22 protein-coding genes are annotated in these 22452 nt (G+C 66.3%); 12 read left to right on the forward strand and 10 right to left on the reverse strand.

The window, feature by feature from the left end:
- Positions 1-79 precede the first annotated feature (79 nt).
- From guaB to P0D62_RS08210, 5 genes are all read left to right on the forward strand, one after another.
- Positions 80-1603 carry an IMP dehydrogenase gene (guaB, locus tag P0D62_RS08190; protein WP_275702144.1) on the forward strand — a complete coding sequence of 508 codons (1524 nt, stop codon included), beginning with the start codon at positions 80-82 and terminating at the stop codon, positions 1601-1603.
- A gap of 29 nt (positions 1604-1632) precedes the next feature.
- Positions 1633-2733: a GuaB3 family IMP dehydrogenase-related protein gene (locus tag P0D62_RS08195; RefSeq protein WP_275702145.1), complete on the forward strand. Its 1101-nt coding sequence runs from the start codon at positions 1633-1635 to the stop codon at positions 2731-2733.
- A 14-nt stretch (positions 2734-2747) separates the two neighbouring features.
- Positions 2748-3047 carry a chorismate mutase gene (locus P0D62_RS08200; protein ID WP_275702146.1) on the forward strand — a complete coding sequence of 100 codons (300 nt, stop codon included), beginning with the start codon at positions 2748-2750 and terminating at the stop codon, positions 3045-3047.
- Positions 3048-3230: 183 nt separating this feature from the next.
- Complete coding sequence (locus P0D62_RS08205; protein WP_275702147.1) at positions 3231-3866, forward strand: DUF433 domain-containing protein; 636 nt, start codon at positions 3231-3233, stop codon at positions 3864-3866.
- Positions 3832-4236: a PIN-like domain-containing protein gene (locus P0D62_RS08210; protein ID WP_275702148.1), complete on the forward strand. Its 405-nt coding sequence runs from the start codon at positions 3832-3834 to the stop codon at positions 4234-4236. The genes P0D62_RS08205 and P0D62_RS08210 overlap by 35 nt, the downstream gene beginning before the upstream one ends.
- Positions 4237-4369: 133 nt before the next feature.
- On the opposite strand, the gene P0D62_RS08215 is transcribed toward P0D62_RS08210, so the two are convergent.
- A complete protein-coding gene (locus P0D62_RS08215) occupies positions 4370-5098 on the reverse strand; it encodes an HAD family hydrolase (RefSeq protein WP_275702149.1) in 729 nt (242 codons plus the stop codon).
- Between the two features lie 227 nt (positions 5099-5325).
- A complete protein-coding gene (locus tag P0D62_RS08220; RefSeq protein ID WP_275702150.1) occupies positions 5326-5850 on the reverse strand; it encodes a maleylpyruvate isomerase family mycothiol-dependent enzyme in 525 nt (174 codons plus the stop codon).
- 107 nt (positions 5851-5957) lie between these two features.
- Here P0D62_RS08220 and P0D62_RS08225 point away from each other — a divergent pair, with 107 nt between their 5' ends.
- Positions 5958-6404, forward strand: coding sequence for a DUF6176 family protein (locus P0D62_RS08225; protein WP_275702151.1), 447 nt, complete (start codon positions 5958-5960; stop codon positions 6402-6404).
- Here the strand turns inward: P0D62_RS08225 and P0D62_RS08230 are convergent.
- The 5 genes from P0D62_RS08230 to P0D62_RS08250 form a co-directional block, all read right to left on the reverse strand.
- Positions 6401-6907 (reverse strand): O-acetyl-ADP-ribose deacetylase, encoded by a 507-nt coding sequence (locus P0D62_RS08230; protein ID WP_275702152.1) that lies wholly within the window; start codon positions 6905-6907, stop codon positions 6401-6403. The two genes, P0D62_RS08225 and P0D62_RS08230, sit on opposite strands and share 4 nt — an antisense overlap.
- A 73-nt stretch (positions 6908-6980) precedes the next feature.
- Positions 6981-9107, reverse strand: coding sequence for a glycoside hydrolase family 36 protein (locus P0D62_RS08235; RefSeq protein ID WP_275702153.1), 2127 nt, complete (start codon positions 9105-9107; stop codon positions 6981-6983).
- Positions 9108-9167: 60 nt separating this feature from the next.
- Positions 9168-9971, reverse strand: a complete 804-nt coding sequence (locus P0D62_RS08240) for a carbohydrate ABC transporter permease (protein WP_275702154.1) — start codon at positions 9969-9971, stop codon at positions 9168-9170.
- Positions 9972-10016: 45 nt separating this feature from the next.
- Positions 10017-10928 (reverse strand): carbohydrate ABC transporter permease, encoded by a 912-nt coding sequence (locus P0D62_RS08245; RefSeq protein ID WP_275702155.1) that lies wholly within the window; start codon positions 10926-10928, stop codon positions 10017-10019.
- Positions 10929-10947: 19 nt separating this feature from the next.
- Positions 10948-12237, reverse strand: coding sequence for an ABC transporter substrate-binding protein (locus tag P0D62_RS08250; RefSeq protein ID WP_275702156.1), 1290 nt, complete (start codon positions 12235-12237; stop codon positions 10948-10950).
- 170 nt (positions 12238-12407) lie between these two features.
- Between P0D62_RS08250 and P0D62_RS08255 the strand changes: the two genes are divergently transcribed.
- The 6 genes from P0D62_RS08255 to guaA all read left to right on the forward strand — a co-directional run bounded on the left by P0D62_RS08255 (position 12408) and on the right by guaA (position 20200).
- Positions 12408-13475 carry a LacI family DNA-binding transcriptional regulator gene (locus P0D62_RS08255; RefSeq protein ID WP_275702157.1) on the forward strand — a complete coding sequence of 356 codons (1068 nt, stop codon included), beginning with the start codon at positions 12408-12410 and terminating at the stop codon, positions 13473-13475.
- Between the two features lie 120 nt (positions 13476-13595).
- Positions 13596-14327, forward strand: a complete 732-nt coding sequence (locus P0D62_RS08260; RefSeq protein ID WP_275702158.1) for an L-ribulose-5-phosphate 4-epimerase — start codon at positions 13596-13598, stop codon at positions 14325-14327.
- Between the two features lie 61 nt (positions 14328-14388).
- Positions 14389-15900, forward strand: coding sequence for an L-arabinose isomerase (gene araA, locus P0D62_RS08265; RefSeq protein WP_275702159.1), 1512 nt, complete (start codon positions 14389-14391; stop codon positions 15898-15900).
- Position 15901: 1 nt separating this feature from the next.
- Positions 15902-17515 (forward strand): xylulokinase, encoded by a 1614-nt coding sequence (locus P0D62_RS08270; RefSeq protein ID WP_275702160.1) that lies wholly within the window; start codon positions 15902-15904, stop codon positions 17513-17515.
- A gap of 82 nt (positions 17516-17597) precedes the next feature.
- Entirely contained in the window at positions 17598-18524 is a 927-nt protein-coding gene (gene cysK, locus P0D62_RS08275) for a cysteine synthase A (RefSeq protein WP_275702161.1), read from the forward strand.
- A gap of 122 nt (positions 18525-18646) precedes the next feature.
- Positions 18647-20200, forward strand: coding sequence for a glutamine-hydrolyzing GMP synthase (guaA, locus tag P0D62_RS08280; RefSeq protein WP_275702162.1), 1554 nt, complete (start codon positions 18647-18649; stop codon positions 20198-20200).
- A gap of 316 nt (positions 20201-20516) precedes the next feature.
- Here guaA and P0D62_RS08285 read toward each other — a convergent pair whose 3' ends face one another.
- The 3 genes from P0D62_RS08285 to P0D62_RS08295 are packed head-to-tail and all read right to left on the reverse strand — an operon-like array spanning position 20517 to position 22422.
- On the reverse strand, positions 20517-20774 hold the full coding sequence (locus P0D62_RS08285) for a PspC domain-containing protein (protein ID WP_275702163.1): 258 nt from the start codon (positions 20772-20774) through the stop codon (positions 20517-20519).
- Positions 20771-20986, reverse strand: a complete 216-nt coding sequence (locus tag P0D62_RS08290) for a hypothetical protein (protein WP_275702164.1) — start codon at positions 20984-20986, stop codon at positions 20771-20773. The genes P0D62_RS08285 and P0D62_RS08290 overlap by 4 nt, the downstream gene beginning before the upstream one ends.
- Positions 20986-22422 (reverse strand): PspC domain-containing protein, encoded by a 1437-nt coding sequence (locus P0D62_RS08295; protein ID WP_275702165.1) that lies wholly within the window; start codon positions 22420-22422, stop codon positions 20986-20988. Before P0D62_RS08295 ends, P0D62_RS08290 begins: the two co-directional genes overlap by 1 nt.
- Positions 22423-22452 lie beyond the last annotated feature (30 nt).

Here is a 22452-nt window from a genome sequence, read left to right on the forward strand (position 1 = left end):
GTTTCGGAGGATCGCGCGGGCGAATGGTCATCCCGACACGCACTAGACTGACCTCGTTCGTAAAGAGAGAGGTCTCGGAGTGCAAGACGAGCTCACCGGTTCCGGGGTTCCCAACCCCTTCGCCGTCCTGGGTCTGACCTACGACGATGTGCTGCTGCTGCCGGGGGAGACCGATGTCATCCCGTCGGAGGTGGACACCACCACTCAGCTCACCCGCGGTCTGAGCCTGAAGCTTCCGTTGATCAGCGCCGCGATGGACACGGTCACCGAGTCGCGGATGGCCATCGCGATGGCCCGTGAGGGCGGTCTCGGCGTGCTGCACCGCAACCTGTCCATCGAGGATCAGGCCTACCAGGTCGATCTCGTCAAGCGCACCCAGACCGGGCGGATCACCAACCCCGTCACCATCGGACCCGACGCCACGCTCGAGCAGCTCGACGAGATCTGCGGCCAGTACCGCGTCTCGGGCCTTCCCGTCGTCGACGAGGACCGCCGTCTGCTGGGCATCTGCACCAACCGCGACCTCCGCTTCACGCCGGTGGCCGAATGGGCCACCACGCTGGTGCGCGACGTGATGACGCCCATGCCGCTGATCACCGCGCCGGAGACCATCTCGCACGAGGACGCCACCGCCGTGCTCCGCCAGCACAAGCGCGAGCGCCTGCCGCTAGTCGACCGCGACGGCCGGCTCACGGGCCTCATCACCGTCAAGGACTTCGTGAAGTCCGAGCAGTTCCCGCTCGCCTCCAAGGACGCCGACGGGCGCCTGATGGTGGCCGCCGCCGTCGGATTCTTCGGCGATGCCTGGGAGCGAGTGACGGCGCTGGTGGAGGCCGGCGTCGATGCCCTCGTGGTGGACACCGCCAACGGCCACGCCAAGCTCATGCTGGAGATGGTGCAGCGGCTCAAGAACGATCCCGCGACGAAGCACGTGCAGATCATCGGCGGCAATATCGCCACCCGCGCGGGCGCCCAGGCGCTCGTCGACGCCGGTGCCGACGCCGTGAAGGTGGGTGTCGGGCCCGGCTCCATCTGCACCACCCGCGTCGTGGCCGGGGTCGGGGTGCCCCAGGTGACCGCCGTCTATGAGGCGGCGCTCGCCTGCCGGCCCGCCGGTGTGCCCGTGATCGCCGACGGCGGTCTGCAGTACTCCGGTGACATCGCGAAGGCGTTGGTGGCGGGCGCCAACAGCGTCATGGTGGGGTCGCTGATGGCCGGCTGCGAGGAGTCGCCCGGCGAGACGGTGTTCGTCAACGGCAAGCAGTACAAGCGGTACCGCGGCATGGCGTCGCTGGGCGCTATGACGTCGCGAGGGGATCGACGCTCCTACTCCAAGGACCGGTACTTCCAGGGGGATCTGAGCGACGACGAGATCACTACCGAGGGCATCGAGGGTCAGGTGCTCTACCGCGGCCCCGTCTCCTCCGTGGTCCACCAGCTGATGGGTGGCCTGCATCAGTCCATGTTCTACTTGGGAGCGCGCACCGTGCCCGACCTGCAAGAGCGGGGCCGCTTCGTGCGGATCACCCCCGCCGGTCTGCGCGAGTCGCACCCCCACGACATCCAGTTGACCGCCGAAGCGCCGAACTACTGGTCGCGCTAGTCCCTTCATCACCCAGGAGAGAACCCGATATGTACGAGCTCGGACGCAGCAAGCGCGCCAACCAGGGCTACAGCTTCGACGACGTCGCCATCGCCCCCGTGCGCCGCACCCGTAGTCAGCAGGAGGTGGACCTCACCTGGAGGATCGACGCCGTCAGCTTCGATGTGCCCATCGTGGCGGCCCCGATGGACTCGGTGATGTCTCCGGCCACCGCCATCCGGATGGGGCAGCTGGGCGGCCTCGGCGTGCTCAATCTGGAGGGTCTCTGGACCCGCTACGAGGATCCGCAGGAGCAGTACGAGCAGATCACCGCCGGCGGCGACCAGGTGTCCATCACCAAGCGCATGCAGGAGATCTATGCCGAGCCCATCAAGCCCGAGCTGATCGAGGCGCGCCTGGCTGAGCTGCGGGCGGCCGACGTGCCCGTCGCGGGTTCGCTGTCGCCGTCCACCACGGCCGAGTTCGCCGACGTGATCCAGAAGGCCGCCATGGACTTCTTCGTGATCCGCGGTACCACCGTCTCTGCCGAGCATGTCGGTGGCGAGGACGCGCTGAACCTCAAGGAGTTCATCTACCGCCTCGACACCCCGGTACTCGTCGGTGGCGTCGCCACCTACCGCGCCGCGCTGCACCTGATGCGCGCCGGCGCCGCGGGTGTGCTGGTCGGCTTCGGTGGTGGCGCCACCCACACCACCGCCTCCGTGCTGGGCATCGAGGTCCCCATGGCCACCGCCGTCGCCAACGTCGCTGAGGCGCGCCGCGACTACCTGGAGGAGTCGGGCGGCCGCTACGTGCACCTGATCGCCGACGGCGCCGTGGGTCGCTCCGGCGACATCGCCAAGGCCATCGCCTGCGGCGCGGACGCCGTCATGGTGGGCTCGCCGCTGGCCCGCGCCACCGAGGCCCCCGGCCGCGGCTGGCACTGGGGCGACGAGGCGTGGCACGCCGAGCTGCCGCGTGGGGCTGCGTCGTTCTTCGAGCAGGTGGGCTCCCTGGAGGAGGTCGTGCTCGGCCCGTCGCGGATCCCCGACGGCACCATGAACCTCGCCGGCGGCCTGCGCAAGGCGATGGCGCTGACCGGCTACACCGACATCAAGTCGTTCCAGCGGATCGATCTGATCCTGCACTGATCGGGGGCATCCTCATGGACGAGGCCACGGCGAAGGCGGAGCTGCAGCGGTTGCGCGGCAGCATCGACAACATGGATTCCGCGCTGATCCACCTGCTCGCGGAGCGCTTCAAGGTGACCCAGCGCGTCGGCGAGTTGAAGGCGACGGCGGGCCTGCCTCCCGCCGACCCCGCGCGGGAGTCTGAACAGATCGCTCGCTTGCGGGCGCTGGCCGAGAAGGCCGATCTGGACCCGGAACTGGCCGAGAAGTTCCTCACCTTCATCGTCCGCGAGGTGGTCCGCCACCACGAGAAGATCGCCAACGAGCTGACCTGAGCCCAACTTCACACTTTACTTAACAGGGTGTGATGTTATGTGTGACGTAAGTGTGGAGCCCACGGTTGTCGTGATGATTTGTGACCATGCGAACTGTCCGCGGTGTGGACAAGTCCGCGTCCCTAGATCGCTCTGTCGGTGTCGTTGTCTACGATGGATACAGGTGGACGAGGAGGTGCAACGATGGATGTCTACGCAGACCCGATGCTGAACGTGAAGGACGCTGCCCGTTACCTCGCTATCCCCGAGTCGACCCTTGGGCGCTGGAAGGGGACAGGAGCGATCCACTCCGTCGCGCCAACGCGCAAGGGATGGCCGCAGCTACCTTTCGCGGCCGTGGTGGAGGCATTCGTGCTCCAGCGTCTTCGTCAGTTCGGCATCCCGGCTAAGCAGATACGTGAGACAGCCGAGGGTCTGCGTCGGCATTTCGGCGACCCGTACGCTCTTGCCAGGCCTGGGCTTGGCGTCCATGGAAAGGACGTGCTTGTCGAGGTGGCGGGTGATTACTACCGTGGAAAAGACCTGCAGCAAGCGGCAGCGGAGACCATTACCGGCTTCCAACAGGTGATCACTTGGGATGCCGACGAAAATCCGCGCCGACTGAGACTGATGAACTTGGGGGCCGATGTGATTCTCGACCCTCGGTTCGGTTGGGGAGCTCCCGTGGTGGAGGCAAACAAGGTACCGATCGAGTCGATCGTCGGACAGTTTCGGGGCGGCGACACCATCGCCGATATCGCCTACGATTTCGAGATGAACGTCGGCGACGTCGAGCAGATCATCCGTGGGTATCTGGACTCAGGTGAACGAGCCGCCTGAGTTCTTCCTTGACCGCGGTCTTGGGAAACGCGTAGCCGAGGGGCTGCGCCAGGCCGGTTGGGTGTTGCACCTCATCACTGAGCATTACCCCGATGATGCGCAGCACATTCCTGATGAGGAGTGGGTTGCCGAAGCTCGTCGTCGCGGGTGGTCTGGACTTACAAAAGATCAGCGACTCTGGAGACTCCTCAAGGAGGAGGATCAGATACCGATCTTCACGCTCAGTACGGGACAGATCAGCAGCTTGGAGATGGTGGCCAGATTCGAGGCGGCTCGTGAGTTGATCTGGAACTATGCGCGCAAGGATGACGTAGGTCTCTGGATTGTGTACGAAGTGGGGCGCCCGCCCCATCGTCGTTACCCGCGGTGACGGCGACCCCAACTAGCTTCACACCTACTTCACACTTTACTTAACAGGGTGTGATGTTATGTGTGAAGTAGGTGTGAAGCTCTTCCCGACGGCTCCCTGCGGCCCGTGGCGATCCGCTCGCGCAGCCCTTGCCTCACGTCGTGTTGTCGGTGGCGTTGACCACTGCGTCGACGTGCTGTTGGGTGATGTCGCCCTGAATGAAGGGGTGTAGGTCGCGGAGATCCGTACACTGTGTCACGATGCGCGCACCGTCGCTCGCGGCTCGGTTATCGCCGGACACCCATGCGGCATCGATGTTGAGGGCATTCGCTCCGGCGATATCGGAGCTGAGTGAATCACCGATGTGCAGTACCTGATGGGGTTCCAGCTCGAGTCGCGAGAGTCCCATCTCGAACATCTCCGCTCGAGGCTTATATGACCGTGCTTCTTCGCTCGTGATGGTCATGGGCAGTGCGATCCCGATGTGTCGCATCCCGGCGTCGAGGTCGGCTCGGTCGATGTTCGAGACGACGCAGATGGGAAGGGTGCATGAAGCCAGAAATTCTCTTGCGCCGGGGCGCAGGGCTGGCCGCTGCCAGTGGGTGAACTGTTCAGCGCATAGTTCGAGGGGGTCGAGTCTGCATGCCGTCCGGTCAAGGACGGACGCCAGAGAGGCGACGGCGAGTTCGCGTTGGGTGCGGAAGGCGTCTCCGTGCGAGGACGACACTGCCGACGTGAACTCGCTTCCCCATAGCTGAGCGATTTCGCGCTGCGGCCAGTCCGGGCACACGCTCGCGATCTTTTGGGCGATACCCCGGATCACTAGATCGTCTTCTTCGACCACCGTGCCGTAGAAGTCCAGGAGGATCCCTCGGTACGCCACAAGTACCAGTATGCACGGCGCCGACCGGGAGGACGAAGGGGACGACCGCCAGTGGACGTCGGTCTGGACAGTGCAGCCTCCTGGTGTCTGGCGCCCGGCACTATGTCGAAGCCGATCGAGCTGACCTGAGGCTGGTGCCTACAGCAGGTCCAGCGGCCCGGTGAGGTTGGTGCACGCCGCTTTGCGACCGGTGAGGAGCAGGAGCAGTTCCTGGATCGGGCCTCGAATCACGGTCGACGAGGTACCGCGCCGCCAGTCGACGTCCGTTGCCTCGAAAGTGACGTGGTCGTAGCGACGGGTGAAGCGCATGGGTCCGGGCAGGGTGAGAAGGTGCGCTCGATGGCGACGATGGCCGCCTGCCCGGGTGTCTTGACGTGCATCCCGAGCGGGATCGCCACGTCCTGGGTGTGGACCAGGATGTCGATCAATGGCTCTGTCGGTCGGATGCCGACTGCGGTGCGGCGTGAGCCAACGAAGGAGCGCAGGGTCGCACTGATCTCCGCCGGGGTGAGAGTCACCTCGAGGGCTGCACGCCGGACCATGGCGTTGAACGAGAAACCTGATCTCACCAGGGGCCAGAACACGTCGCGCAGTCGAGCGTGCGCCATCGTCAGGTGAGCGCCGACATCGCGCACCGTCCAGCCCTCGCACAACGACGGCGCGGCCAACTGCTCGGCGGTGAGGCTCTCGAACAGATCGGCGAAGTCGAGCCTGCCCTGGTCGATGTGTCTCCAGATCTGGTCGATATCCATGGCGCCACCTCCCGAGGGGTGTTCGATGGTCTGGCTATAGCCGAGCCTAGTTCGATCCCCCCTCCACATGACCCGAGATCGTCGTCGGTCTATGTCAGGATGGCCGGATGGAGCCCATCCCTTTCAGACCGGTCGACGACAGTTTCAGCGGGTGGCCGATGCCGCCGTCGGTGCCCGCCGGCATGAAGCTCGAACTCAGCCGTGCCCGCCTGCTCGACGGCGAGGAGGCTACTTTCGACGAGTGGATGCAGATGCTGCACGACCGCTATGACGAATGCCTCGCGACGCTGCCTCAGGAGTGGATGGCCTTCGAAGCCACCTTCCTGAACCAGGAGGCCGACGGCAGCTGGTGGATGTATCACCTGCAGGTGATGGGGGAGAGTTCGCCCGGCCTCGTGCTCAACAACGACCTCGACCGCGCCCATGAGGCCTATGCCCGACGCACGAAGCATCGCGGCTGGGAGGAACTGCAACCACGGCTGTTCCTGGCGCCCGACTTCGTTCGTGAAGCGATGGTTGAAGCGGCCTGCGGGGCGTCCGAAGCAGGCGACTAGGACTTGAAGGTCAGGGCGACGTCGATCATTCGTTTCGTCGTCTCGTCGAAGGCGACCAGTCTGACCAGTTCAACCCCGGTGGGGGTGGAGCGGATGGTGTCGATAGCGGCGCGGATCGCGTCGTTTTTCGGCCAGCCGTAGACTCCGGCGCTGATCAGCGGGAAGGCGACGGAGCGTGCGCCCAGCTCGTCGGCCACCTCTAGGCAACGGCGGTAGCAGGACACCAGGAGCGAGCGGTCCGTCTGGCCGGCGCGGTGGTTGGGGCCGACGGTGTGGATCACCCACGTGGCGGGCATGTCGCCCGCGGTGGTCCAGCCTGCGTCGCCCGTGGCAAGGCCGTGCGGGAAGCGGGCGATGCAGTCGGCCAGCACTGCGGGGCCGCCGGCCCGGTGGATGGCGCCGTCGACGCCACCCCCGCCGCGCATCGCGTTGTTGGCGGCATTGACCACCGCGTCGACCTGCTGCCGCGTGATGTCGCCTTGAATAGCCTCGAGCTTCGTCATGCCCCCATTGTGGCGAGATCGTCGGTGCTTGCGGTGGATAATCCCACCGCAAGCACCGACGACCTCACCGCTCTCAGCAGTGATCGATGCGGATGATCCGCGCCGAAAGGCCGTCACCCGGAGTGGGGTCGACGGTGATCGTCCCGGCCTCGCCATCGGTCTCCACGGCCCACCCGTCCAGGGTCGTGGGGTAGACCACTTCCGCCGAGCGGAACCCGGAGTCGGATACCGTCAAGTGCTGGGCACCCACCTCACCGCGCTTCCAGAGGAAGAGGAAGGTGCTGTCCTCGCCGCGCAGACCGAGGGCGACGAACGGGTCGTCCCAGGCCGGCAGGCCGGCGGGCCAGAAGGGCAGCGATGCGGCCGCGACGTCGGGGTGGGCCCGGTAGTGCTCGACGCCCTCCGCGATGACGGCCAGCTGCTCGGCGCCCAACTCGTCCAGCTTGCCCGAGAGGTAGAGTCGGCCGGCCAGCCCGTTGACCATGGTGAAGGCCGTCTCCTCCAAGGACATCCACGGTTCGGGATAGGCCCAGTTGCCGGCCTTCTCCGGCGGCAGCATCACCGGGGCGGCCGCGGCGATCGTCGCGTAGCGGTCCAGATCCTGCTGATCCGACGTGGATTGCAGATCGAACAGGCGCACCCAATGGGCGTCCATCCGCATTGCCCCCGACGAACAGGCCTCGATGCACACGCCCTCGAGCCTGCTGCGCAGGCGATAGGCCCATTCGTCCAGCGCCTTGCAATGATCGAGCAGCCCGACGCCGGGGCTGTCCGCGTCCCGATCCGGACCCGTGCCGGGCGTGACGTTGAAGTCCCACTTGAAGTAGCCCGCCCCGAGATCGCCGACGAGACGGTCGAAGACGGAATCCAGGTGATCCCGGCTCGCCTCGGATCGCAGGTCCAACAGGTAACGGTCGTGCTCCCGGATGCGGGCGCCGTTGCGCATCATGAAGGCCTCGTCGGGAAGGGTGCTCGCCATGGGGGAGTTCACTCCCACCACCTCCGGCTCGATCCAGAGCCCGGGCCGCATGCCGCGCTCCCGGATCCGGTCGAGGACACGACGCAGTCCGCCGTCGGGGAAGCGCACGGTGGAGGGTTCCCACTGGCCCACCGAGGGCCACCAGTTGCCCCCGTCGTCGTACCAACCGGCGTCGATGCAGAAGGTGTCTGCGCCGATGTCGGCGGCGGCGTCGATCAACGGCAGCAGCTTCTCCGTGGTGGGGTCGCCCATGAGGGTGTTCATGTAGTCGTTGAAGATCACCCCCGGCTGGCTGGGATCGACGGCGGGGTGCTGCGAGGCGCGCCGGTGCCGGGTGATGGTCCCCACCGCGCCGTCGACCCCGCCGTCGGCCGTGAACACGCTGGCGAGAACCGTGCGGAATCGGTGCCCGGGCTCGAGAGTGAGGCACCACGAGTGCTGCAGGTCGGAGGGGCCGAGCAAGGCGAGCGAGAACGTCCGTCCTTCGTCGTGCTGGGCGATGAGCTCCCAGGACCACGGGCCGTTGTTCTCCACCTCCCAGGCGAGCGTCCGTCCGGTGACCCGGTTGACGATCATCGCCATCGGGAGGTCGCCGTCGGTGGACCAGCTCGAGTGGCCGACGCCGCGGATCACCTCACGAGAGGTCTGGTCGTCGTGCTTGTGGTCGCTGTAGGGCGGAATGCCCTGGCTGCCACGGAGCGGACGGGATCCCCACCGGCTCTCGCACGACCAGGTGCTGCGCGCAGACACCAGATCCAGATCGTCGGGATCTCCCAGCACACCGAGACCGTCGGCGATCACCGCGGTGCTGATGCCGGTGAGCGTCAGCCGCTGTGCGCCGCTGTTGACCACCTCGGTGACGAACCGGATGCCGCCGGCACCGTCGGTCTGCCTGAGCGTCGTGGTGACCTCGAGACCGAACTGCGACGAGGTCTGCCGGATGGTCAGCACCTGCCAGTCCCCGTCGGTGTCGACCTCGTGCCCCGCGTATCGCAGGCTCTCGCCGACGACGGTCTGATCCATGCGGGTGTTGTTGCGGGAGCGTCCCGCCTCGATCGCCAGGATCTCGATCAGCAACTGGAACCGGTCCGTATCCTGCGCATCGGACGCGCCGGACGCCGACCACGCCGACCGCCCCGCCAGGGCCACCCCCACCGGGCGGCTCTCGTCGAAGTCGAGGTGGAGGGCGCAGGCGTCGCTGCCCCAGGTGAACACTGACATGTGGATTCGATTCTCCAATCGGTTGTGTGTCGACCCCGACGGGTCGAGATGGGGGAGGGATCAGCCCTTGACGGCGCCGGCCATCATCCCTGCCATGAAGTAGCGCTGCAGGAAGATGAACAGGACGGCCGTGGGGATCACGGCGACCACGGATGCCGCCATGATGGCGCCCCAGTCCACGAGGTTCGCGCCCTTGAAGAGCATGATCGCGGGCGTGAGCAGACGGTTCTCCGCGTGCGAGATGAAGATGTAGGCGAACATGAACTCGTTCCATGCGCTGATGAACGCATACAGCCCGACGGAGATGATCGTCGGGACGGACACCGGAACGATGATTCGCCAGACCGTGGCGAAGCGTCCGCAGCCATCGATCTCGGCCGACTCCTCCAGCGACTTCGGAATGTTGTCGAACCCGGTGCTCATCATGAACGTGCAGAGAGGGATCACGAAGGTCGTGTAGGCGATGACCAGCGAGAGGTGGTTCTCGAGGATGCCCAGATTGCTCATCACGATATACAGCGGCACCAGCAGCAGCACGCCCGGGATCATCTGGGACACCAACATGAAGAAGTTGGATGTCTTGACCATCCTGGCTCGGTAGAACCGGCTGAAGGCGTAGCCGGCCATGATCGACACGGCCAGCGACAGCAACGCCACGATGACGGCGACCTTGAAGCTGTTCCAGATGAAGCCGAGGAAGCCGGCGTCGACGAGGACGCGCACGTAGTTGTCGATCGTCGGGCTATCGATCCAGAGCGACGGGGTGCGCGACCGGATCTCTCCCCTCGGCTTGAACGACGACACGAGCATCCAGATGAAGGGGAACAGGCTGTACAAGGCGAGCAGCGTGGCTCCGATGTACACCGCGATCAGCTTAAACAAACGTTTTCTTGCCATGACTTTCCCTGCCTATCCGACCAACTCGGCGCTGAGCTTCGAGCGGATCCGGTAGTAGAAGACGAACAGCAGCGTGGTGGCCAGCAGCATCATGGTCGACAGCGCCGAGGCGAGGCCGACGTCGAACTTCTGGATCGCGTGCTGGTAGATCAGGATCGGCAGGGTGATCGTGGCGTAGTTGGGCCCGCCCTGGGTCATGATCCAGATGAAGTCGAAGTTGACCGCCGTCCAGATCAGGTGCACGAAGACGATGATCAACGACGCCGAGCGCAGGTGCGGGAAGACGACGTTCATGAATCGCCGGATGCCGGTGGCGCCGTCCAGATCCGCCGCTTCCAGTTCCTCGGCGGGAATGCTCTGCAGCGCCGCGAGGAAGGTGACCATGAAGTATGGGAAGCTCCGCCAGATGTTGACCAGGATGACGAAGGGCAGCGCCCACTGCGCGTCGCCGAGGAAGTGGATCGAGTCGTCGATGATCCCCAGATCCAGCAGCCATCGGTTGATGATGCCGAAGTCGGGGTTGGCCATCCAGGACCAGGTCATGCCGGCCACGACGACGGGCACCAGCCAGGGCACGAAGGCCGCGATCCGGAAGAACGTGCGCCCGCGGAACTTCGCGTTCAGGATCAGCGCCGCGCTCAGGCCGAGGATGTACTCGCCGGCCACCGAGAAAACGGTCCAAAGGATCGTGTTCTTCACGGCCCTCCCGAAGTACGGGTCGGCGACGGCGTTGGAGAAGTTCTCCAGGCCGACGAACCCGGAGACACTCGAGTCGATCAGGCTGACGTCGTTGAACGAGTCCCATACGACTCGGATCAAGGGGTAGCCGATCAGGGCTACCAGGAAAATCCAGGCGGGGACCAAGGACAGGAAGATGACCCGCCTGTCCTCGGTCGCCCTACTCGTGCGCTTCGGCTTGAGCATGAAACTCGGTTCCCGGAGGCTATGAGCCCGACAGTTCGCCGGAGTTCTGCAGCGACTTGTTGATGGCGTCGGAGAGCCAGGCTGCGGTCTCCTCAGAGGACTTGCCTTCCTGCAGTGCCATGGCGAGAGAGTCGATCATGTTCTGCGTGATCTCGCTCACCGTGACCGGCGGGAAGGTGACGCCGTACTCGAGCAGCTTCGAGAAGTCCTTGCTCCACTTGCTGTCGGTGGACACCGTGTTCAGGCCGGAACGCGCCGGATAGGCCGCCTTCTGCCACTCTTCGCTGGCGATGGCCCGGGCCAGTTCCTTGGCGCCTTCAGTGTTCTTGCCGCCCTTCATGACGAACATCGGCTTGGTCTCGAGGTAGGTGGCGTCGACGCCGTCCGCAGGCTTCGGGATCGCGTGCACCGAGATGTCGCCCATCGTGTCGGCGAAGTCGGCCTCGCGCTCCTCCAGCCAGTTGCCGGTGACGTAGGTCGCCGTCAGGCCGGTGACGAACCGGTCGTCGGTCTCCTCCCAGCCGTAGGTGGCGGAGTTCTTGTCGGTCGCGCCCGAGCTGATCAGCTCTTGGTAGAAGGTGAAGACATCGGCGGCCGCCGCGAGCTGAGCCGGGTCGTCCTTCCAGGTGTTCTTGTAGAGACCGTCCTCCTGCGGCTCCGCGATCTTTACGCCCTTCTGGGCGAGGTAGACGATCAGTTCCTGCGGCGAGCGCACGCCGGCGCCGGCGATGCCGAAGGCCGCGCTTCCGGTGGCGTCCTCGACCTTGGATCCGATGGCGAGCACCTCCTCCCACGTCGTCGGCGTGCTGACGCCGGACTGGCTCATGAGGTCGTCGTGCACCAGGTAGGCGCGCACCGTCGTCTCATACGGGAAGCCGATGATCGAATCGCCGATCGTCATGGCCTCCTTGACGGCGTCGCTGACCTTGTCCTTGTCCGCCCAGGAGTCCCACTGGGTGGTCAAGTCCTCGAGGATGCCCATCTTGTTGAACTCGCCGACGTACTCCGGAAGGCCGTAGACGACGTCGGGGAGGTTGCCGCCGGCCGCGGAGGCGACGATCTTCTCGTGGATCATGTCGTAGGTCAGATAGGTGACGTTGACGGTGTATCCCGTGTCCTGTTCGAACTTCTCGAACTGCGCCTTGCTCGCGACCTGGGTGCCCTGTCCCTCGGTGTCGGAAGACCACACCTCGATCGCGCCCTTGCCGTTGTCGGCGGTGTTCTCAGACGACGGTCCCGAACCGCACGCCGCGAGGGCGCTGGTCGCCAGACCGATCGCGACGATGGCCGCTATGCCACGTTTCGCCATGGTTTTGCTCCTTTGCAGATCTCGAATGTTATCGCTCACATTCTGCTCATAGGTTGCATGAGGGTTTCCGGGTTTGTCAAGACTTTTCAGGTGGAGTGCTGACTTGGGGTGGGTGAGGCGCGGACGCCGTCCGGTCGGAAGATCGTGCGCGGCGGTAGCATGGTCCCGATTTGAACCGAGCAACGGGGGCGAACGTCGTAGTGGCCGTGGACAAGCAGGAACGCGCGAAACCGGCGGGAGGGCCGGGCAAGGCGAACATCTACGACGTGGCGCGCCGGGCGGGCGTCTCGCACATGACCGTCTCCAGGGTGCTGAACGGCCATCCGAGCATCAGGGAATCGACCAGGGCGAAGGTGCTCCTGGCGATCGAGGAGATGAACTACACGCGCAGTTCGATCGCGCGTGCGCTCGCCACTCGGAAGGCGATGCGGATCGGTGCCCTGGTGGATGGGCGGCTCCAGTTCGGCCCGAACAGCACGCTGCGCGCGTTGGAGGGGGCGGCGAGGGCGCACGGCTACGCCGTCAGTGCGTTCTCGATCGGGGATGACGAGGGACAGCGCATCGACGAGGGGATCGTCGAGCTGGTGACGCAAGGGGTGGACGCCTTGTGTGTCATCGCTCCTCGGATCTCGTCGCTCGACGTGCTTCGCCGGCATGCGACAGGCCTGCCGACGCTGGCCGTGAAGGAGGAGCGCGACGAGCAGCTCCACACGGTCGCGGTGAACCAGCGAGCCGGAGCGACGGCGGCGACCCGGCACCTTATCGAGCTTGGGCATCGCGAGATCGTGCATCTGGCCGGGCCACTCGATTGGTATGACGCCCGTGCTCGGGCGGAGGCGTGGCGGGACACCATGAAGGCCGGTGGCCTGGCGGTCCCGACGCCTTCGGTGGGGGACTGGTCCGCGGACTCGGGATACGAGTTCGGGAAGAGCTTCGTACCCGGCGACGTGACCGCGGTATTCGCGTCCAATGACCAGATGGCCTTGGGGATGATCCACGCGTTCTGGGAGCGGGGCATCAGGGTTCCGGACGACATCAGCGTGGTCGGCTTCGATGACCTGCCGGATGCCCGTCATTTCCTGCCCCCGTTGACGACGGTGCGGCAGGAGTTCGCGGCGCTGGGCGAGCTCATCATCGATGAACTCGTCCAGACTCTTCAGGGAAATCAATCCCAGGGGAGGCGGCTCGTGGAACCGCAGCTGGTCTGCCGGTCGTCGACGTCCTCGCCTCGCCGCTGAGCGGCTTCTCGCCGGATTCGGGAATCGGCTTGCCAAGCGCGCATGTTAGCGCGCACAATGGCGGTGCAGTTCGGCTCAGATTGAAAAGCGGCGGCCGGGCGATCTCGAAGAGGAGTTCACATGGCTGAGTTCGGGCCCGACGTGGTCGACGCAATCGAGCGGACGCGGATCGAGGTGGCTGCCCTTCACGCCGAGCTGGTGCGCTACGAACTGGTCGTCTGGACCGGAGGCAACGTCTCCGGGCGCGTTCCGGGAGCCGACCTGTTCGTCATCAAGCCGTCCGGAGTGCGCTACGACGAGCTCTCGCCGGAGAACATGATCCTGTGCGACCTGGACGGCGTCGTCATACCCGGCACCCCGGGCAGCGAGCGGTCGCCGTCGTCGGATACCGCGGCGCATGCCTACGTGTACCGTCACCTGCCGGAGGTGGGCGGCGTGGTGCACACCCATTCCACCTACGCCGTCGCCTGGGCCGCTCGCGGCGAGGAGATCCCGTGCGTGATCACGGCGATGGCCGACGAGTTCGGAGGCCCGATTCCCGTGGGTCCGTTCGCGATCATCGGCGACGACTCGATCGGGCGCGGCATCGTCGAGACCCTGCGCGGGCATCGCTCGCGCGCGGTGTTGATGCAGAACCATGGTCCGTTCACCATCGGCGCCAGCGCGAAGGACGCGGTGAAGGCGGCGGTGATGCTGGAGGACGTGGCCCGCACCGTGCAGCTCGCGCGAAACGCGGGCGAAGTGATCCCCATTCCGCAAGAGGCGATCGACAGCCTCTACAACCGCTATCAAAACGTCTATGGTCAATCCACCGACGACCGTCGAGGCGCATCGCCAGTCGCCGCTCGGTAGCCGGCAATCCCTGACGCGGTGACGCGCCCCGTATTCTCAACCCATCGCACAAGGAGCACAGATGTCCCGAACCCCGCTGAACACCTCTCTTGCCGAGTACACGGTCTGGTTCGTCACGGGCAGCCAGTCCCTCTACGGCGAGGAGACCCTGCGCCAGGTGGCCGAGCAGTCCCAGGCGGTCGCCGAGGGCCTCGCCGGGCTGCCCGTGCGCGTGGAATGGAAGCCGGTGCTGATCGAGCCCGACGGCATCCGCCGCCTCGCCCTCGACGCCAACGCCGACGATTCGGTGATCGGAATCATCGCGTGGATGCACACGTTCAGCCCCGCGAAGATGTGGATCACCGGGCTCGACGCGCTGCGCAAGCCGCTGCTGCACCTGCACACCCAGGCCAACGTCGAGCTGCCCTGGGCCGACATCGACTTCGACTTCATGAACCTGAACCAGGCCGCCCACGGCGACCGCGAGTTCGGCTATATCCAGACCCGCCTCGGCGTGGCGCGCAAGACCGTCGTCGGGCACGTGTCCAACCCGGCCGTGCGCCAGCAGGTGGCGGACTGGCAGCGCGCCGCCGCCGGTTGGCAGGCCGTGCGCACGCTCAAGCTGGCCCGCTTCGGCGACAACATGCGCTACGTCGCGGTCACCGAGGGCGACAAGACCGAGGCCGAGCTGCGCTTCGGCGTCCAGGTGAATACCTGGGGCGTCAACGAGCTGGCCGAGGCCGTCGACGCGGCCACCGAGGCAGAGGTGGACGCCCTTGTCGACGAGTACGTCGCCTCCTACGACGTGGTGCCCGAGCTGCTGCCCGGCGGCGAGCGTCATCAGTCACTGCGCGACGCCGCGGCCATCGAGGCGGGCTTGCGCTTCTTCCTGGAGGGCGGCGGCTTCGGCGCCTTCACCGACTCTTTCGAGGATCTGGGCTCGCTGAAACAGCTGCCCGGCTTGGCGGTGCAGCGCCTGATGGCGGAGGGCTATGGCTTCGGCGCCGAAGGCGACTGGAAGACGGCCATCCTGGTGCGCGTCGCCAACGTGATGGGCGCGGGGCTTCCCGGCGGGGCCAGCCTGATGGAGGACTACACCTACGACCTTGTTCCTGGCGACGAGAAGATCCTGGGCGCGCACATGCTGGAGGTGTCGCCGTCGCTCAGCTCGGCCAAGCCACGGCTGGAGATCCATCCGCTCGGCATCGGCGGCAAGGAGGATCCGGTGCGCCTGGTCTTCACCGCCGATCCTGGCCCCGCCCTGGTGGTGGCGCTCAGTGACATGCGCGATCGCTTCCGCCTGACCGCCAACGTGGTGACCAACGTCGAGGCGCCTGAGCTGCCGAAGCTGCCGGTGGGCCGCGCGGTGTGGAAGCCTCAGCCCGACTTCGCCACCAGCGCCGCCTGCTGGCTGGCTGCCGGTGCCGCTCACCACACCGTGATGACCACCGCCGTCGGCATCGAGGTGTTCCGCGACTTCGCCGAGATCGCCGATACCGAGCTCGTGGTCATCGACGAGGACACCACGGTGCGCGGTTTCCAGCGCGAGCTGCGCTGGAACCAGGCCTACTACCGCCTCGCCCGGGGGCTGTGACATGGCGTCCGCCGGACGGGAAGAGACGTCTCGCGCTGAGTTGATCCGGCTCGGGCGCACGGCGTTGGGCATCGAACTCGGATCGACCCGGATCAAGGCCTGCCTGGTCGCGGCCGACGATCCGTCGACCGTGCTCGCCGTCGGGTCGCACGCGTGGGAGAACCAGTTCGTGGATCGGCTCTGGACCTACCCTCTCGAGGCTGTCTGGACGGGACTGGTCGCCGCTTACGCCGATCTGGTCGCCGATGCAGAGGCCAAGCACGGCCTTCGTCCGGAGACGTTCGGTTCGCTGGGCGTCTCGGCCATGATGCACGGCTACCTGGCCTTCGGCGCCGACGGAGAGCTGCTGGCGAACTTCCGCACCTGGCGCAACACCAACACCGGCCCGGCGTCGGCGGAGTTGGTGGAACTGTTCGGCGCCAACATCCCGCTGCGCTGGTCGATCGCGCATCTCTACCAGGCCGTCATCGACGAGGAGCCCCACGTCTCCCAGGTGCGCTTCTTCACGACGCTGGCCGGTTACGTGCACTGGAAGCTGACGGGGAGCAAGGTGCTGGGCGTCGGTGACGCGTCGGGCATGTTCCCGATCGACGCGGCCACCGGCGGCTACGACGCGACCATGGTGGCCCGCTTCGACGAAGTCGCGAGCGAGCGCCTCTCCGGCCAGAGGCTGACCGAGCTGCTGCCGGAGATCCTCGTCGCGGGGCAGCCGGCGGGCAACTTGACCGAGGAGGGCGCGGCGCTGTTGGATCCCACCGGCGCGCTTCGCCCCGGTATCCCGCTGTGTCCGCCGGAGGGAGACGCAGGTACCGGCATGGTGGCGACCAACGCCGTCGCTCCCCGGAGCGGCAACGTCAGCTGCGGCACCAGCATCTTCGCGATGGTGGTACTGGAGCGCCCGCTCAGCCAGGTGCATCTCGAGCTGGACCTGGTGACCACCCCCGCCGGCGATCCGGTGGCCATGGTGCACTGCAACAACGGTGCCAGCGAGTTGGCCGCCTGGGTTGGCATGTTCTCCCGCTTCGCGGAGGCCGCCGGCCAGGCGCTGGACCCGGATGCCGTCTACGAGACGCTGTTCCGAGAGGCGCTCGACGGAGAGGCGGACGCCGGCGGGCTGCTGGCCTACAACTACCTGGCCGGCGAGCCGCTCACCGGAACCACCGAGGGGCGTCCCTTGTTTGTGCGCACGCCGGACAGCCGGTTCACGCTGGCCAACACGATGCGCGCCCAGCTGTACGGGGTCTTCGGCACCCTGGCGCTCGGCATGCGCGTGCTGGACGAGGAAGGCGTCGCGCTGGATCGGATGTTCGCCCACGGGGGCATGTTCCGCACGGCCGGTGTCGCGCAGCGTTTCCTTGCCAGCGCGCTGAACGCTCCTGTCGCCGTCGGCGAGACGGCTTCTGAGGGCGGCGCCTGGGGGATGGCTGTCCTCGCCGCCTATCTGGGCGGTGGGTCCGGACAGAGCCTCGCGACCTACCTCGACGGCACGGTGTTCCCGGACGCGGAGACGTCGGTCGTCGAGGCGGATCGGGCGGAGGTCGACGGGTTTGCCGCCTACTTGGAGCGCTACGTAGCCGGCCTCGCCGTGGAGCGAGCGGCGACGGAGGTTCTTTAGAGATCCCGCTGGTAGGTGGTTCGCTTTCAGCGAATCGTGCGGAGGTGGGAATAATCGCGCGCGGAGCATGGTTGGCGGTGGCATGACCATCTACTCGAACGTCACGGCCGTGATTGGCCGCACGCCTCTCGTCAAGCTCAACCGCATCGCCGGTGACAACGCGAACGTCATTGCGAAGCTGGAGTTCTACAACCCCGCCAACTCGGTCAAGGACCGCATCGGCGCCGCCATCATCGACGCTGCGGAGGCCTCGGGCGAGCTGAAGCCGGGCGGAACGATCGTCGAGGGCACCTCGGGCAACACCGGTATCGCGCTGGCCCTGGTGGGCGCGGCGCGCGGCTACAACGTCGTGCTGACCATGCCGGAGACCATGTCGCTGGAGCGTCGCGCGCTGCTGCGCGCCTACGGTGCGGAGCTCGTGCTCACCCCCGGCCCCGCAGGCATGAAGGGCGCCGTGGCCAAGGCCGAGGAAGTGGCCGCCGAGCGTGGCGGCATCCTGGCTCGTCAGTTCGCCAACCCCGCCAACCTGAAGGTGCACCGCGAGACCACCGCTGAGGAGATCTGGGCCGACACCGACGGCAACGTCGACATCTTCGTGGCCGGCATCGGCACCGGCGGCACCATCTCCGGCGTCGGCCAGGTGCTCAAGGAGCGCAACCCCAACGTGAAGGTCGTCGCCGTCGAGCCGGAGGAGTCGGCCATCCTGTCCGGCAACGCCCCCGGCCCCCACAAGATCCAGGGCATCGGCGCCAACTTCATCCCCGAGATCCTCGACCGCAGCGTGATCGACGAGGTGCTCCCGCGCAACATCGACCACGCCGTCGAGTTCGCCCGTCGCGCCGCCAAGGAGGAGGGCCTGCTCGTCGGTCTCTCGTCCGGCGCCGCGCTGTCCGCCGCCGCCGAGGTGGCCGCCCGTCCCGAGAACGCCGGCAAGAACATCGTCGTGATCGTTCCCGACTTCGGCGAGCGCTACCTGTCCACCGTCCTCTTCGAGGGCATCGTCGACTGACCCATCACCCCGTCACGCTCTTTTCGAGGCTCGCAAGCTCGCACCTCAAAGAGCGTAAAGCGACCCAGCCATGGTTTCACCGTGGCTGGGTCGTTCCTTTGCGCTCCACTAGACTGCCGCCCATGAGTGCTCATCATGACCCCGTGCTGGTGGTCGACTTCGGCGCGCAGTACGCCCAGCTCATCGCGCGACGCGTGCGCGAGGCGCAGATCTATTCGGAGATCGTCAGCTCCAAGCTGAGCGTCGACGAGATCGTGGCCAGGAAGCCTGCGGCGATCATCCTGTCCGGTGGACCGTCTTCGGTCTACGAGGACGGGGCTCCCAAGGTCGACCCGGCGCTGTTCGAGACCGGCATCCCCGTGTTCGGCATCTGCTACGGCTTCCAGGCCATGACGCAGGCGCTGGGCGGCACCGTCGCAGAGACGGGACTGCGCGAGTACGGCCGCACGCCGTTGTCCATCTCCAGCCCCGGGTCGCTGCTGGCGTCGCTGCCCAACACCCTGAACGTGTGGATGAGCCACGGCGACTCCGTCTCCAAGGCCCCCCAGGGCTTCAAGGTGCTGGCCCGCACGGCCGGGGCCCCCGTCGCGGCGTTCGAGTGTGCGTCCAAGAAGCTTGCCGGCGTGCAGTGGCACCCCGAGGTGCTGCACAGCCAGCGCGGTCAGCAGGTGCTGGAGCACTTCCTCTACGACATCGCGGGGCTCAGCCGTAGCTGGACGGCCGAGAACATGGTCAGCGAGGCCATCGAGCAGATCCAGAACCAGGTGGGCGACCGCCGCGTGCTGTGCGCGCTGTCCGGCGGCGTCGACTCCGCCGTGGCCGCAGCCCTGGTGCAGCGGGCCATCGGCTCCCAGCTCACCTGCGTCTTCGTCGATCACGGCCTGCTCCGCCAGGGCGAGGCCGATCAGGTGAAGAAGGACTTCGTGGACGTCACTGGCGTCGACCTGGTGGTCGCTGACGAGCGGGATCGTTTCCTCACCGCGCTGGCCGGAGTCACCGATCCCGAGACCAAGCGCAAGATCATCGGTCGCGAGTTCATCCGCACCTTCGAGGCCACCGCTGCTCAGCTGGCCGGCGAGCGCGGCATCGACTTCCTCGTCCAGGGCACCCTGTACCCCGACGTGGTGGAGTCGGGCGGCGGCGAGGGCGCGGCCAACATCAAGAGCCACCACAACGTCGGCGGCCTGCCCGACGACCTCCAGTTCACCCTGATCGAGCCGCTGCGCAGCATGTTCAAAGACGAGGTGCGGGCGGTGGGCCTGCAGCTCGGCCTGCCCGAGTCGATGGTGTGGCGCCACCCGTTCCCCGGTCCCGGTCTTGGCATCCGGATCGTCGGCGAGGTCACCCAGGAGCGCCTGGATCTGCTTCGCAAGGCCGACGCGATCGCTCGCGAGGAGCTGGCCAAGGCCAACCTCGAGCGCGACATCTGGCAGTTCCCGGTGGTGCTGCTGGCCGACGTGCGCTCCGTGGGCGTGCAGGGCGACGGCCGGACCTACGGTCACCCCATTGTGCTGCGTCCCGTCACCTCCGACGACGCCATGACCGCCGACTGGGCCCAGCTGCCCTACGACCTGCTGGCCAAGATGTCGACGCGCATCACCAACGAGTGCGAGGGCGTCAACCGGGTTGTGGTGGATATCACGAGCAAGCCCCCCGGCACCATCGAGTGGGAGTGACCTCCCACGCTCTTTGAGGTGCGGAGCGCAGCGGAGCCTCGACAGTCAAGAGGGCGCGGAGCACCACGATCACGCTCTTTGAGGTGCGAGGAACGAGCCTCGACAATCAAGGCAAGCGCGAAGCACCGATGACGCTCTTTGAGGTGCGAGGAACGAGCCTCGAAAAGAGCCCCCGTAAGCCAAAGAAACGACCCAGCCACGGATGCCGTGGCTGGGTCGGTCTGTTGTGTCGCGCTGGCTCTTTTCGAGGCTCCGCTGCGCTCCGCACCTCAAAGAGCGTGAAGGGGCACGTCGAGGGGCGTGGGGTGCAGGAGGACTAGAACTCGTCCTTCGGCTTCTTGTTGTCTGCGTACCAGTCCTTGCCCTTCTTGATCGCTTCTTCAGCGATCGTGCCGCCGGTGGGGCGGGGGAGGATGATCCAGAGCAGCACGTAGATGGCGATGCTGGCGCCGCCGAAGATGGCGAAGATCGCGAAACCGAGCCGGATCCACTGCGCCTCCACGCCGAAGCCCTGGGCGAGACCGCCGCAGACTCCTGCGATCCACTTGTCGTCGTCAGAACGGGTGAGGGTCATGATCGGATTTCCTTTCGATTGTTCTTGCTCTTGTTCCTTGGAGCCCGGAGGGCCAGCAGGCCGGCACCGCCGGAGAAGATCAGGATGAGGGCGAGTATCCACTGCATGTGCATCGCCTCCACCGTGTAGACCGTCGCGTAGCACGCCGTGATGCCGAAGCCGATGGCGGTGAGAGCCACCACGACGGCGATGGCGTCGATTCGAGGTTTCATCAGATTTCCTTCAAGGTTACCGTGACCGCTTCACCGGTCACGTTCACGACGAGTGGCATCTTGCCTTCTTCGCCCAGGAGATCTGAGCCGTCCTGCGTCACCCAGGTCTTGCCTTTCGGCACAGTGAGGAATACTTGGGCATCTTCACCGCTGATGTTGAAAACCAGAGGGTTTGTCTCGCTGTAGTCGGATAGGTCATAGATCGACAGGTCTCGTTCCAATGAGATGCCCGCTGGGAGCGTGATGCTCTCGGGAAAGCGCACGGTGAGGTCGACGTTGTCGCCGTAGACCTCCACGTACATGGGGATGGCCTCTGTGTCGTAGTTTGAGGGCGGCAGTTCGACGTAGTCGCCATTGAGGCTCACGCCCTCGATCTGACCCGCCGGGATTCGCACGGTGAGGTCGGTGTCGGAGGCGTAGACCTCGTAGGTCACCCGTTCACCCCAACCAGGGGCCCTATCAGAGAGGTCGACGACGGTCTTCCCGCCGCTGCCAGCGGTGATGGTCTCACGTATGTCGGTCAGTCCTTCGTCCGCCATCATCGTCGCTGCGGCCTCGGCGGCGTCGTCGTAGGGGTAATAGCCGTTGTCGATCATCGGCAGTACGGCGGAGGCCAGCGCCGTCGACGCGACGATGCCCAGCACGAGGCGGGGAACCTGACGTCCCCGCAGGGTGAGGGCGCTGATGAAGGTGAGGCCACCCATGACGGCGGCGGCTATTCCGAGGCCTACCGCCACGGGCGTCCACGGTGCCAGATAGGCACCGGCGAAGAACGCGAGCGTGCCGCTCAACAGAATCAGGGTGCCTGTTGCCCAACTCGACTTCGGCTTCGGAGGCTGGGGCTCCGGTTCCGGCTGCGGACCGTAGAGGTCGAGCACGGGCAGGTCGTCGGGTTCCCGAGGGGCGACGGGGTGGTTGACGGCCTGCTGCATCGCCGCGCGCCATTCGTCGACGCTGTGCGCTCGCTCTGCCGCGGTCAGGGAATCGGCCTCGGTGGTCCGAGGGGAGGGAGGCGAAGGCATGGGCGATCTCCTAGCGCGTGAAGTGGCGGCATACAGCAGGATCAGAACGACGACGGCCACCACGAAGGGCATCGGCGCCATCTGGCCGAAGGAAACCATGAACAGGAAGGCGCTGACGGCGACGATGATGGCCTGGGTCTTGACCGACCACTGCGTGAACGACGGCAGCAGCGAGTCGATGGGGCGGCGTCCATCGGCGCCGAGGGACAGGATGGTGCCCCACGCGTAGAGGAGGACGCCGACGCCGGTGCTCAGGGTCAGCAGGATGAACAACGCCCGCACGAGCGTGACGTCGAAACCGGTGTATTGGCTGATCGCCCGGCACAGTCCGGGTGTTCGTCCGGGATCCGCGGGTCGCTGAAGCCCTTCGAGACGGGGATCCACCCATCCGATCAGACTCCGCGACTCTTGCATGCCGACCAGTATCGTCGCCTCTCGCCCCGG

It is taken from the genome of Tessaracoccus caeni (genome assembly GCF_029211185.1).
GTDB lineage: Bacteria > Actinomycetota > Actinomycetes > Propionibacteriales > Propionibacteriaceae > Arachnia > Arachnia caeni.

Bases quoted from the DNA above. Each gene is read 5' to 3' on its own strand.
- P0D62_RS08195 (WP_275702145.1), top strand. From the start codon at position 1,633: ATGTACGAGCTCGGACGCAGCAAGCGCGCCAACCAGGGCTACAGCTTC.
- P0D62_RS08200 (WP_275702146.1), top strand. From the start codon at position 2,748: ATGGACGAGGCCACGGCGAAGGCGGAGCTGCAGCGGTTGCGCGGCAGC.
- P0D62_RS08205 (WP_275702147.1), top strand. From the start codon at position 3,231: ATGGATGTCTACGCAGACCCGATGCTGAACGTGAAGGACGCTGCCCGT.
- P0D62_RS08220 (WP_275702150.1), bottom strand. From the start codon at position 5,850: ATGGATATCGACCAGATCTGGAGACACATCGACCAGGGCAGGCTCGAC.
- P0D62_RS08225 (WP_275702151.1), top strand. From the start codon at position 5,958: ATGGAGCCCATCCCTTTCAGACCGGTCGACGACAGTTTCAGCGGGTGG.
- P0D62_RS08230 (WP_275702152.1), bottom strand. From the start codon at position 6,907: ATGACGAAGCTCGAGGCTATTCAAGGCGACATCACGCGGCAGCAGGTC.
- P0D62_RS08235 (WP_275702153.1), bottom strand. From the start codon at position 9,107: ATGTCAGTGTTCACCTGGGGCAGCGACGCCTGCGCCCTCCACCTCGAC.
- P0D62_RS08245 (WP_275702155.1), bottom strand. From the start codon at position 10,928: ATGCTCAAGCCGAAGCGCACGAGTAGGGCGACCGAGGACAGGCGGGTC.
- P0D62_RS08250 (WP_275702156.1), bottom strand. From the start codon at position 12,237: ATGGCGAAACGTGGCATAGCGGCCATCGTCGCGATCGGTCTGGCGACC.
- P0D62_RS08260 (WP_275702158.1), top strand. From the start codon at position 13,596: ATGGCTGAGTTCGGGCCCGACGTGGTCGACGCAATCGAGCGGACGCGG.
- araA (WP_275702159.1), top strand. From the start codon at position 14,389: ATGTCCCGAACCCCGCTGAACACCTCTCTTGCCGAGTACACGGTCTGG.
- P0D62_RS08270 (WP_275702160.1), top strand. From the start codon at position 15,902: ATGGCGTCCGCCGGACGGGAAGAGACGTCTCGCGCTGAGTTGATCCGG.
- cysK (WP_275702161.1), top strand. From the start codon at position 17,598: ATGACCATCTACTCGAACGTCACGGCCGTGATTGGCCGCACGCCTCTC.
- guaA (WP_275702162.1), top strand. From the start codon at position 18,647: ATGAGTGCTCATCATGACCCCGTGCTGGTGGTCGACTTCGGCGCGCAG.
- P0D62_RS08285 (WP_275702163.1), bottom strand. From the start codon at position 20,774: ATGACCCTCACCCGTTCTGACGACGACAAGTGGATCGCAGGAGTCTGC.
- P0D62_RS08290 (WP_275702164.1), bottom strand. From the start codon at position 20,986: ATGAAACCTCGAATCGACGCCATCGCCGTCGTGGTGGCTCTCACCGCC.
- P0D62_RS08295 (WP_275702165.1), bottom strand. From the start codon at position 22,422: ATGCAAGAGTCGCGGAGTCTGATCGGATGGGTGGATCCCCGTCTCGAA.